Annotated in this window: 10 protein-coding genes; 2 read left to right on the top strand and 8 right to left on the bottom strand. The window is 47.0% G+C overall.

Features of this window, described 5'->3' with window-relative positions:
• Window positions 1–57: 57 nt before the first annotated feature.
• Complete coding sequence (gene tsaE / locus C7475_RS08560; RefSeq protein WP_110052956.1) at window positions 58–480, bottom strand: tRNA (adenosine(37)-N6)-threonylcarbamoyltransferase complex ATPase subunit type 1 TsaE; 423 nt, start codon at window positions 478–480, stop codon at window positions 58–60.
• A gap of 224 nt (window positions 481–704) precedes the next feature.
• On the opposite strand from tsaE, the gene C7475_RS08555 reads away from it, so the two are divergent.
• The gene (locus C7475_RS08555) at window positions 705–2,780 is read left to right on the top strand and encodes a cation-translocating P-type ATPase (RefSeq protein ID WP_233259797.1); all 2,076 of its coding nucleotides are present in this window, start codon (window positions 705–707) and stop codon (window positions 2,778–2,780) included.
• Between the two features lie 53 nt (window positions 2,781–2,833).
• Window positions 2,834–4,738, top strand: coding sequence for an ATP-dependent DNA helicase RecQ (locus C7475_RS08550; protein WP_110052954.1), 1,905 nt, complete (start codon window positions 2,834–2,836; stop codon window positions 4,736–4,738).
• A 66-nt stretch (window positions 4,739–4,804) separates the two neighbouring features.
• Here the strand turns inward: C7475_RS08550 and C7475_RS08545 are convergent, their stop codons facing one another.
• The 7 genes from C7475_RS08545 to lpxA form a co-directional block, all read right to left on the bottom strand.
• Window positions 4,805–5,851, bottom strand: a complete 1,047-nt coding sequence (locus C7475_RS08545; protein WP_110052953.1) for a Gfo/Idh/MocA family oxidoreductase — start codon at window positions 5,849–5,851, stop codon at window positions 4,805–4,807.
• Window positions 5,852–5,905: 54 nt separating this feature from the next.
• Window positions 5,906–7,468: a helicase HerA-like domain-containing protein gene (locus tag C7475_RS08540; RefSeq protein WP_110052952.1), complete on the bottom strand. Its 1,563-nt coding sequence runs from the start codon at window positions 7,466–7,468 to the stop codon at window positions 5,906–5,908.
• 142 nt (window positions 7,469–7,610) lie between these two features.
• On the bottom strand, window positions 7,611–7,961 hold the full coding sequence (locus tag C7475_RS08535; RefSeq protein ID WP_233259796.1) for a co-chaperone GroES family protein: 351 nt from the start codon (window positions 7,959–7,961) through the stop codon (window positions 7,611–7,613).
• 102 nt (window positions 7,962–8,063) lie between these two features.
• Window positions 8,064–8,903: an MBL fold metallo-hydrolase gene (locus C7475_RS08530; protein ID WP_110052951.1), complete on the bottom strand. Its 840-nt coding sequence runs from the start codon at window positions 8,901–8,903 to the stop codon at window positions 8,064–8,066.
• A 35-nt stretch (window positions 8,904–8,938) separates the two neighbouring features.
• Entirely contained in the window at window positions 8,939–10,240 is a 1,302-nt protein-coding gene (locus C7475_RS08525; RefSeq protein WP_110052950.1) for an MFS transporter, read from the bottom strand.
• Between the two features lie 76 nt (window positions 10,241–10,316).
• A complete protein-coding gene (locus C7475_RS08520; RefSeq protein ID WP_110052949.1) occupies window positions 10,317–10,934 on the bottom strand; it encodes an ATP-binding cassette domain-containing protein in 618 nt (205 codons plus the stop codon).
• A complete protein-coding gene (gene lpxA / locus C7475_RS08515; RefSeq protein ID WP_110052948.1) occupies window positions 10,931–11,725 on the bottom strand; it encodes an acyl-ACP--UDP-N-acetylglucosamine O-acyltransferase in 795 nt (264 codons plus the stop codon). The genes C7475_RS08520 and lpxA overlap by 4 nt, the downstream gene beginning before the upstream one ends.
• Window positions 11,726–11,734: the final 9 nt, after the last annotated feature.

The following is an 11,734-nucleotide window of genomic DNA, read 5'->3' as shown; positions in this document are numbered from 1 at the left end:
AGATTGGTCCGGGTGATTTTTTCCGCGTATCCAAAGATACGTCATTTGTTCAAAGCATTATCCGGCGCGTAATAGCCTTTTTTTATCGGGTAATACTGATAGTTGCAACCGGATAGTATCCGGTGGCAATAGGTCATTGATGATGTCTGGCCATTCTACGAAACTGATCGCATGATCACGGTATATGGTATCTTCGACTCCCGCCGCTATGGCTTCTTCTTCGTCTTTCAGCCTGTAAAGGTCCAGGTGATAAATGCTATAGACCTCACCGTTTTCCCTGAAAGCATACTCGTTAATGATGGAGAAAGTAGGACTGGCGGTAGCATCTTCCACTCCTCTGGCTGCACACAGCGCTTTTACAAATGTGGTTTTACCTGCTCCCATCGGCCCTTCCAGGGTAAATATATGTTGCCCCTTGTAATGTTGCCAGAAGCTTTCTGCCGTTGCAGACAGTTCTTCCTGAGAAAATGTCCATTCCATGCAGTAAATTTAGCTAATTACTATGTCATTGGTTGCTACTGAGTTGCATTAAAAGTCAGGCTACACTGAACGGCTTGATAATCTGTACAATAAGTGGTTGTGTCGATACCCGGTTGCATTAATATTTTATTCACGTAAAACGGTGCTTGGTACCTTTGTTAAGGTATTATGATATTAATAATTTTAGGTGAATCATGGAAACGATCAGTTGTAAAGTTAGGGGTATGCATTGCACCAATTGCGCGCAATCGGTGTCACGATACCTGGAAAATAAAGGGATGCAGGATGTGAACGTAAGCTTCGCTACGGAAGAGTTGAGCTTTACCTTACCGGAAGGGATCTCTTCCGCCAATGATGTGCTGAACGGTATTAACCAGATGGGATATCAGATCGTATTACCGGACCAGCCTCAACCTAAAACAGCTTTCCTCAATACACTGACGTTTAAATTCATTTTCTGCGCCATCTTTACCGCTCCATTGCTCCTGCATATGTGGGTGAACTGGGCATGGCTGCATAACCCATATGTACAGCTGGTACTGTCTACGCCCGTATATCTTATGGGCTTATGGCACTTCGGGCGCAGCGCCTGGAGATCGCTCGTGAACAAGCTGGCCAATATGGACGTATTGATCACACTTGGCGCTACCGCCGCTTACGGCTATAGTCTTACCGGTACGCTGGGAAATATGGGCAGCGAATACATGTTCTACGAAACAGCTGCAGCTATTATTACGCTGGTTTTCCTGGGTAACCTGCTGGAAGAGCGTTCTGTTAAACAAACTACTACCGCCATTGCCGATCTGGCAAGAATGCAGGTGACCACCGCAAGACTGATAACAGAGCACAATGACCATGAGCATATTAACATCGTCGATAACCAAACCCTGAAGCCGGGTGACAGAGTATTAGTCAATACAGGCGATAAGGTCCCTATGGATGGTACTATTTATTGGGGCAGCGGTCATATCAACGAATCCATGATCACCGGTGAAAGTGAGCCTGTTGCTAAAAGCGAAAAGCATAAGGCTATCGGTGGTACTATCATGGAAGACGGCAGTATCAAGATGTTCATCACTGCCACTGGTAAAGACACGGTGTTATCCTATATCATCGAACTGGTGAAACAGGCACAGAGCAGCAAACCTAACATGCAAAAGCTGGCCGACAGGATCAGCGGCATCTTCGTACCACTGGTATTGGGCATTGCGATCGCTACCTTCCTGGGATGGGCCATTTTCGGCCATGTCACTACCGGCGAAGCCATTATGAAAAGTATTGCAGTACTTGTTATTGCCTGCCCATGTGCTATGGGGCTGGCTACGCCTGCGGCCGTAATGGTAGGACTGGGACGTGCTGCAAACAATGGGATCCTCATCAAAGGCGCCAATACACTGGAAGCATTTAAAGACATCAAATATGTCGTGCTGGATAAAACCGGTACGCTCACAACCGGCAAACTACAGGTAGGGAATTATCATTTTGAAGGAATGACTGAACAGGAATTCAAGAAGACAGTTTACAGCCTGGAGAAATATTCTTCTCACCCCATTGCCCGCTCGCTTTCCGGCTTGTGGAAAGGAGAGGGGGAAACACCTTTACAGCAGGTCCGGGAAATAAAAGGCAGGGGCATGCAGGCCAGGGACGCTGCCGGTAATGAGTGGCAACTCGGCTCTTTTGTAATGGCCGAAAATGTTACTACAGATGACAGTCATAACATCTATTTGCTAAAGAATGGCCAGCTGGTAGGCTGGATCGATTTTATCGATGAGATCAGGCCAGACGCGGCCCTTATGGTGAAACAGCTGCAACAGAGGGGGATCAGGACCGTATTATTGAGCGGAGATACTGAACGTAAGTGCCGGGAACTGGCAGCGCAGACAGGTATTACCGAAGTATTTGCGGGGCAGACACCTGAACAGAAACTGCAAAAAATAGATGCCCTCATGAAAGATGCGGCAGTAGCTATGGTGGGAGATGGTATCAACGATGCTCCCGCATTGGCCAGGGCAAGCATCGGTATTTCACTGAGCGATGCCACCCACGTAGCTATGCAAAGCGCGAACGTCATATTGTTGAATAACCGCCTGTCTTCCCTGCCACTGGCATTAGGACTGGGACGGCATACTTATCTCACTATCAAACAGAACCTCTTCTGGGCCTTCATCTATAACATCATCGCAATTCCTTTTGCAGCATTCGGGGTATTAAGCCCTATATCCGGGGCGGGCGTCATGGCGCTGTCTGACATTGTACTGGCTGTGAACTCCGTTAGGTTACGCTATAAGAAGGTGATCTGATAACCTTGCATGTGCAGATGTGAGCAATTCTTTATTTTTACAGCTGCACCGATATGGCTAATCCGTCCGACATACTCAAAAAATACTGGGGATACGAACAATTCCGTCCTTTACAGGAAGACATTATTCAATCTGTCTGCAGCGGTAAAGATACGCTTGCGCTCCTGCCTACAGGCGGAGGGAAATCCATTTGCTTCCAGGTACCGGCTTTGTTAAAAGAAGGTGTATGTGTGGTAGTAACACCGCTCATCGCCCTGATGAAAGACCAGGTGGCTAATCTGCAAAAGCGGAATATACCTGCAGTGGCTATCTATGCCGGGATGTATTATCAGGATGTGGAACGGTTGCTGGAGGAAGTACGCCGGGGGAAATACAAGTTCCTCTATCTCTCACCTGAACGGCTGGAGAGTAAGCGCTTCCTGGAGTATTGTGACGGTATGCCTGTGAATCTGCTGGCTATTGATGAAGCGCACTGTATTTCCCAATGGGGATATGATTTCAGGCCTGCATATCTGAAAATTGCTGCCATCAGAGCGTATTTTCCCGGTGTGCCTATACTGGCGCTCACAGCATCAGCTACTCCCAAAGTGCAAGAGGATATCTGCGATAAGCTGCTGATGAAAAAGGCGGCTGTATTTACCAAAAGTTTTGCCCGTCATAATCTTTCCTATAGTGTCATTGAAGAAGATAACAAACCTGAGAAGCTAAAACATATCCTGCAACGTGTGCAGGGCAGTGCCATTGTATACTGCCGTAACCGTAAGCGTACCCGCGAAGTGGCCGAGATGCTGGAAAAAGATGGTATCGCAGCTACTTATTATCATGCGGGACTGACCGGAGAAGAACGGGCAGCCCGCCAGGAGTTATGGCTGAATAGCAGGATCAGGGTAATGGCATGTACAAACGCTTTCGGTATGGGTATAGACAAGCCCGATGTGAGAGTAGTAATACATTATGACGCTACCGATGGACTGGAAGCTTATTACCAGGAGGCTGGCCGCGCCGGGAGGGATGAGAAGAAGGCATACGCCGTATTGTTATTCCAGCAGCAGGAACTGAATGAGATGGTGAAAATGATAGCCTTGCAGTTCCCGGAAGTATCGGAGATCCGTGAAGTGTACCAGTGTCTCGTGAACTATCTGCAGGTACCGGTAGGTAGCCCCGAGGGCGTTTATTATAATTTTGACATCAATGACTTCGTTCGAAAGTTTGAACTGAATGTTACCATCGCATACAGCGCATTAAGGATCCTGGAACAGGAAGATATTCTGCAATTGAGTGAAAGCGTATTTATGCCTTCCCGGGTTGAGTTTATTATCAGCAAACAAACGCTGTACGATTTTACCGACAGGCAACCTAACTACGATGTTTTATTGCAGACACTTCTGCGAACATATGAAGGCATCTTTGATACGCCGGTGCCCGTATACGAAAGGCAGTTGGCGCGTATCATGCGCAAACCTGAGGCGCAGATCATAGAATGGTTGCAGCAACTGCATCAGCGGGGGATCCTGAAATACAGCCAACGGAAAGAAGAGCCACAATTATGCTTCACACAGGAACGTGTTTCTGCGCAACACCTGCGTGTTGACGCTATCAGGATAAAAGAGCGGATGCAGGTGTATAAAGACCGGCTGGATGCCATGATGGATTATGTGAGGAATAAAGAAACCTGCCGGACACAAATGCTGGTGCAATACTTCGGAGAGAAGAACACACCTGCCTGCGGCGTTTGCGATATATGTATAGAGAAAAAGAAAAAGCCGCTGGGAGGGAAGGAGGCGGAAGACGTAGCAACACAGCTGATTGCTCAACTACGGTCAGAACCGATGGAATGGGAAGACGTACGTGGCAGATTATCATCTGTAAAAGAAGAAGTTTTGCTTGAGGTCATGCAATTCCTGATAGCAGAAGGAAGAGCGGGCAGGGATGCGTTAGGAAGAGTGCATCTGGTATAAAAGAACTATAAAAGAGAAAGGGCGGCATCAATGATACCGCCCTTTCTCTTATAGTTCTTCAGCTGATCACAGCTTGATGATCTTGCCTTCTTTACTGCTTTGAAATGCGGTTTCAATGACACGGATCACATTGACAGCATCAGTAGGTTCTACCGGTACGGGAGCGCCTTTAGCGATCGCATTATACATACCATCGAAGTAATCAAGGTAGTTGCCTTTAGGAGAAGGCAGGTATTGCCTGATCACCTCGCCCTCTTTTTCGGTGTGCAGCAGGCCCCACTCATGGATGCCTTCCACGCCCCAACCCGGAGCACCCGGCATAAGGCCCTGTTGCAGCATCGTTTCCTGCGTATCGGCCTTTGTCTTGATGAAAGAGCCTTTACGTCCATGGAACTGGTAAGAAGGAATAGGTTCCCTGGTGATATAACTGCACTTCAGACGAACGCGTAATTTATCGTAGAAGAATACTAACTCAAAGTAATCATCTACGAGCGATTCTTTACGGATAATACGGATATCCGCCCAGATAGCATCAGGCATACCGAACAACAGGAGCGCCTGGTCAACCAGGTGAGAGCCGAGGTCATACAGGCCGCCGGTACCGGGTAAAGCTGCTTCCTTGTGTTTCTTATAACTTAATTCCTCCCTGTAACGGTCGTAATGGATCTCCGCTTCCAGGATATCTCCCAGGTCGCCACTGGCTATTACCTGCCGGACGATCTTGAAATCGCCATCATAACGGCGGTTATGGTATACGCTTAATAACAGTCCCTTGCTTTTAGCCAGTTCGATCAGTTCCTGTCCTTCTGCAGATGCAACGGTGAAAGGTTTTTCCACGATCACATGTTTACCGGCTTTCAATGCAGCTTTGGCATATTCGTAGTGTGTATAGTTAGGTGTATTGACAACGATCAGTTCCAGGGAACTATCCTCGATCATCTCTTCAACACTCTTATAAATTTTCACATCCGGATACCTTTCCTGGGCCATGTGTTTACTTCTCTCCACTACAGCCGTTAGTTCAAACCCGGGATGTACATGAATAAAAGGTGCGTGAAAAATGTGGCCTGACATGCCATACGCACATATGCCGGTCTTAATGATTTTTTCCATGTAATCTTAGTTTGGTCTGTTAAGGGCAATAAGATAGTGAATATTCAGAATTTCTCAGAACCAGCTGCTTTTCTTACTGCTTTTACCACCCAGTCCCAGCGCACCGAGCAGGCTGCGTGTAATGATATTGGCAGCAGTACGGCCGGCCTGGCGTGCAGCAGAACTGGTCAGCACGGTTTCCAGAATACCTTTTTCTTCTTTCTGCCTGCCACCACCTTTGGAGGATGCCTTTTCTTCCTTCTCCTGGGCCGTTTTTTCGGCTGCTTCCTCCAGTTTGGCATTTAGTATCTCATAAGCACTTTCGCTGTCTATTTCGCGGTTATATTTCTTTACAAGCTTAGAGGCGTTTACGATAGCGTCTGCTTCTGCATCCGACAGGATATCCATACGGGAGCGTGGAGATACCAGCATTGTTGCAGCCAGCGGTGTTGGTTGCCCTTTCTCATTCAGACAGGTGATCAGCGCTTCACCTATACCGATCTGAGTCAGTAACTCATCTGTCTTGTAGAACTCTGACAGGGGATAGTTCTCAGCCGTCTGTTTGATGGCTTTCCTGTCATTGGCTGTGAACGCACGTAATGCATGCTGCACCTTCATACCGAGTTGTCCCAGTACAGATGGCGGAACATCCATAGGGTTCTGTGTACAGAAGAAAATGCCGACACCTTTGGAGCGGATCAGTTTAATGATCGTCTCGATCTGTTGCAGCAGTGCGGTACTGGCTTCCTGGAAGATGAGGTGTGCTTCATCTATGAACATCACCAGTTTGGGCTTTTCGAGATCGCCTTCTTCCGGCAGCGTGGCATACAATTCTGCCAGCAGGCTTAACATGAAAGTGGAAAATAACTTCGGACGGTTCTGTATGTCAGCTACCCTCACTATGGAGATAATACCCCTGCCATCATCACTGATCCGCATCAGGTCATCCACTTCGAAAGACGCTTCTCCGAAAAAGATATCTGCGCCCTGTTGCTCAAGACCGATCACTTTGCGGAGAACGGTACCGGCTGAAGTGGTAGAGATCTTTCCATAGTCTTTCTCCATCTCTGCTTTCCCTTCATCGCTTACATACTGCAACACTTTCTTGAAATCTTTCAGGTCCAGCAGTGGCAGTTTATTATCATCGCAATATTTAAATATCATGGATACCAGGCCTTCCTGGGTATCGTTCAGCTCCAGTATTTTTGATAACAGCACGGGGCCGAATTCGCTTACGGTAGCACGAAGACGGGCGCCTTTCTCTTTACTGAGGGACAGCAGTTCCGTTGGATATGCAGATGGGGACCAGCTGCCGCCTATTTTCTGGTAGCGCTCTTCGATCTTGGCGTTGCCTGTTCCGGATGCGGCAATACCACTCAGGTCGCCTTTAATGTCCATCAGCAGGACAGGTACGCTGGCATCACTTAATGCTTCAGCTATGACCTGCAATGTTTTGGTTTTACCTGTACCGGTTGCTCCGGCTATCAGGCCATGCCTGTTTAAGGTTTTCAAAGGAAGGGATACATCGGCGCCAGTTATGACTTCGCCATCCAGCATGGCACATCCTAGTTTGATATGTTCACCTTTAAAGGAATAACCGTTTTGAACGTACTCCAGAAATGCTTCTTTCGTTGCCATGGTGCAGAAATTTTTGTTGAAGATATGGAAAAGCGGTTTCGGACAAAAGGGGGGATAAAAAAACAGGAATTAAAGACCGGTAACAGGTGCATCTGCATGTTATTTTCGGTCCTTAATTCCTGTATCCTAACTGAAACTTATATTATAGCTCTTCTTCTCTCTCGAGCATCAGTATTGCTCCCTGGGGAACGATGAAATATTTCTCACCCTGATAAACTACTTCTGTAGAGCCACTTACCAGGAAGATAGCAAGGTCGCCCTCTTTCGCCTGTAGCGGAATATATTTTACTTTTTCTTCTTCCGGTTTCCATGCCTCATCATCTTCGCTTGGCAAAGGCAGGGCGTAGCCAGGACCAGTTTTGATCACATAACCCTGTTGTACCTTCTCCTTTTCCTGCATGCCGGGAGGAAGATATAAGCCGCTGTCTGTGCGCTCGTTGGGGGTGGTTAGTTTAATGAGCACCCTGTCTCCTACAACTATTAGCTTCTTCAATTTATTGTCTTGAGTCAAATGTATAGCCATGGTAAATATACCTCCTCGAAAGGTATTACAAAATACGTGCAGCAGCAGTATACGATGCCAATATGGCACAGTTTATATATCAGAAAGCAGGAAAGTATCAGCTACCCGGATGCCTTTTTCTGTCAACTGTACCGTGCAGCATTCATTGACAGGATCATGCTCCAGGAACAGGACATAATTATTCTCAACGGCCTCCTGCAAAAAGCTCTTTTTCTCCTGCAGGGTTGTCAGCGGGAACATATCGTATGCCATGACGTATGGGATAGGGATATGTCCGATGCTGGGCAAGAGGTCAGCCATGTAGAGGATCGTTTTATCCTTATACTGGATCTGCGGCAGCATCATGGAATCCGTATGCCCGAATACGAAGCGGATGTTGAAGTCATTGCTGAAAGGAATACCTTCTTCCCGGGGAATGAACTTCAGTTGTCCGCTTTCCTGTATGGGCAGGATATTTTCCTTTAAAAAAGACGCCTTCTCGCGGTCATTGGGTTTGGTAGCTGTATCCCAGTGTTCCTGGTTGCTCCAGTAACTGGCGTTTTTGAAGGCAGGAAGCAGTTTATCCCCTTGCCTTTCTATAGCGCCGCCGCAATGGTCGAAGTGAAGATGGGTCAGGAATACATCGGTGATGTCGTCGCGGTGAAACCCATATTTGGCAAGGGAAGTGTCAGTACTGGCGTCGCCATGCAGGTAATAGTGGCTGAAGAATTTTTCATCCTGTTTATTACCGATGCCTGTATCAACCAGGATCAGGCGGTCGCCGTCTTCTATGAGCAGGCTGCGCATGGCCCAGGAGCACATATTGTTCGCGTCTGCCGGATTCAGTTTATTCCAGATGCTTTTGGGCACTACGCCAAACATAGCACCGCCGTCCAGTTTAAAGTAGCCTGTATCTATACTGTATAACTTCATGATCGGATCATTTTGCTTACTGAAGTTCGGGAATTTCAGTTTCCTGCTGCCAGTCTTTTTTGTTTTTGCAATGCGGCATACAGCCAGAGCAAGCCTATAAGGAAGAACACTATCAGCGCCAGCACAGAATTACGCATGCTGCCTGTCATTTCATGGATATAACCGAAAGTGATCAATCCGATAGCAATGGATAATTTCTCCACTACATCATAGTAGCTGAAGAAAGACGCAGTATCTTCTGTTTCGGGCATCAGTTTGGCGTAGGTAGAACGACTGAGAGACTGTACGCCACCCATTACCAGTCCTACTGCCACTGCCAGCATATAAAAGTCTGTCGCAGTCTGCATACGGTATCCCGCCAGGCAAATGGCGATCCACAGAATAATTACGATCATTAACACCGGAAGGTTACCAAACTTGCCGGACAATCTGGCCATTCCCCAGGCTCCCAGTACAGCGACGATCTGGATAGCTACTACGGATATGATCAGCTTATCGGAAGGTAATCCGAGTTCCTGGCTACCGAAGATGGTAGCAGCCATCATTACAGTCTGAACACCCATACTGTAAAAGAAGAAGCCACGCAGGAATCTTTTTAATACCGGCATATTCTTCACCTGCGCATAAACTTTCCTGATCTCTCTGAAGCCTTCAGTTAATACACTTGAGCTATGTTCCTGAATGGTAGCCCTGGATTTAGGCAGACGTAAAAAGGTGATCTGTGCAAAACCGATCCACCAGAGTCCCACCAGCAGGAAGGTGAGGCGAACAGGCATATCGTCCGCCATACCGAATGGTTTTACTACAACTAATGCAAAGCCGATCAGCTGGAGTATCACGCTGCCTATATAGCCCATTGCAAAGCCTTTGGCACTGATACGGTCACGGTCTTCGACAACAGCTATTTCGGGCAGATAAGAATTATAGAAAACCAGTCCGCCGCAATATCCCAGTGTGGCAAGTATGAAGAAGATCGCTCCATATTCAACATTGGGATCAGGTCCTTTGAAATTAAACAAAGCGCAGCAGCTTAATCCGCCGAGCCAGGTGAAAAGCATGAGATACCTTTTCTTATTGCCTCTTGTATCTGCTATGGAGGAAAGTATGGGAGACAATAAAGCTGCCAGTATAAAGGCGGCGGCCATAGAGTAGTCATACAGGGCAGAGTTTACGAAAGATTTTCCGAAGAAGGTTACATTGTCGCCATTCGCATCAGATCTCGTAATGGTAGTAAAATAAATAGGAAAAAAAGTGGTGGTAATTACCAGGTTGTACACTGAGTTAGCCCAGTCATACATTGCCCAGCCATTGATTACTTTTTTACTGGCAGTTTGCATATATAGTAAATAAGTTGATGATCAAAAATAAGAAACAAGATCTACGACAGGTTGTTGCAACCACGTTAAGCGGGCGCTATTTATAATCCTGTATCCTGATGTGATTGGGACACATGAAATATTCCTGTTCATCATTGGAACTGACAATAATAAGGCGGTCCCCGCTATAATCTGTAATAAGTTGCTGATAGAGTTGAATACCTGCTGCATCCAGGTTGGTGCAAGGCTCATCCAGCAACAGCACGGGTACATCAGAGAAAATGGTCAGGGCCAGTTTCAGTCTCTGTTTCATGCCGGATGAGAAATAGCGGATCTGTTTGTTCATGGATTTCTCCAGGCCCACCAGGGCAACAGCATCTGCGGGAGTGATGGAAGGAATGAATTGTTTGAACTGAAGATGGAATTGCAGGCTTTCTGCAAGCGTAAATTCTTCTATCAGTTCGAGATAGGGAGCAGCAATGGCACAATGCCGGAAAAACTGATCAGTATTGAGCAGTTCTTCCGGTGTGCTATAAGTAACGGTACCTTCATTGTGATGCAGGTGGCCGCTGATAACCTGTAATAGAGTTGATTTTCCCGAGCCATTGGGACCCAGTATGGCATATCTTCCGCCAGCTTCGAAAGTAGCGGATACACGACGGAATATCCAGTCGTAGTTAAAACGTTTGCCTGTCTGGTGAAGTGTTATTTTCATTCGTCGCCGGCTAGTGACGTATAACCTTTCATAATGCCCCTGCCAGATTCGCGGATGAAGGAGAGTATTTCATCCCTTTCATCGGTGGCAGGATATTCAGCTTCTATGATACTGATCGCTTTTGACAGCTTGTATCCTTTCACGAATATAATGCGGTAAATATCCAATACGTGATTGATCTTTTCGAGAGAGAAACCTCTTCTTTTCAGACCGATGGAATTCACACCTACGTAAGATAGCGGTTCGCGTGCTGCTTTTACATAAGGCGGTACATCCTTTCTCACGAGGGAACCTCCTGTAACAAAGGCGTGTGCGCCTATTTTACAGAACTGCTGAACGGCTACCATACCCGCCAGTACTACGTGGTCGCCCACGGTAATATGACCTGCCAGGGTGGTATTGTTGGAAAATACACAGTAATTGCCCACTTCACAATCGTGTGCAATATGGCTGTAGGCCATGATCAGACAGTTGTTGCCGATCGTGGTTTTCCATTTGTCCTTGGTTCCTCTGTTTATGGTTACGTACTCTCTGATGGTGGTGTTGTCTCCGATTTCAGTTGTGGTTTCTTCGCCTGCAAATTTCAGGTCTTGCGGAATGGCGGAAATTACAGCCCCGGGAAAGATACGGCAGTTCTTACCGATCCTCGCGCCTTCCATAATGGTGACATTAGAGCCGATCCATGTGCCGTCTCCAATTTCAACATTTTTGTGAATGACAGTGAACGGATCGATCTTTACGTTTGGCGCAACCTTGGCGTCCGGGTGAATGTAAGTAAGCGGATGGATCATTGCTATTTT

Source organism: Chitinophaga sp. S165 (genome assembly GCF_003182155.1).
Classification (GTDB): Bacteria; Bacteroidota; Bacteroidia; order Chitinophagales; family Chitinophagaceae; genus Chitinophaga.
This window is presented reverse-complemented; position numbering and strand designations above follow the sequence as displayed.

Coding starts and splice junctions, on each gene's coding strand:
- tsaE (WP_110052956.1), bottom strand. CDS start 480: ATGGAATGGACATTTTCTCAGGAAGAACTGTCTGCAACGGCAGAAAGC.
- C7475_RS08555 (WP_233259797.1), top strand. CDS start 705: ATGCATTGCACCAATTGCGCGCAATCGGTGTCACGATACCTGGAAAAT.
- C7475_RS08550 (WP_110052954.1), top strand. CDS start 2,834: ATGGCTAATCCGTCCGACATACTCAAAAAATACTGGGGATACGAACAA.
- C7475_RS08545 (WP_110052953.1), bottom strand. CDS start 5,851: ATGGAAAAAATCATTAAGACCGGCATATGTGCGTATGGCATGTCAGGC.
- C7475_RS08540 (WP_110052952.1), bottom strand. CDS start 7,468: ATGGCAACGAAAGAAGCATTTCTGGAGTACGTTCAAAACGGTTATTCC.
- C7475_RS08530 (WP_110052951.1), bottom strand. CDS start 8,903: ATGAAGTTATACAGTATAGATACAGGCTACTTTAAACTGGACGGCGGT.
- C7475_RS08525 (WP_110052950.1), bottom strand. CDS start 10,240: ATGCAAACTGCCAGTAAAAAAGTAATCAATGGCTGGGCAATGTATGAC.
- C7475_RS08520 (WP_110052949.1), bottom strand. CDS start 10,934: ATGAAAATAACACTTCACCAGACAGGCAAACGTTTTAACTACGACTGG.
- lpxA (WP_110052948.1), bottom strand. CDS start 11,725: ATGATCCATCCGCTTACTTACATTCACCCGGACGCCAAGGTTGCGCCA.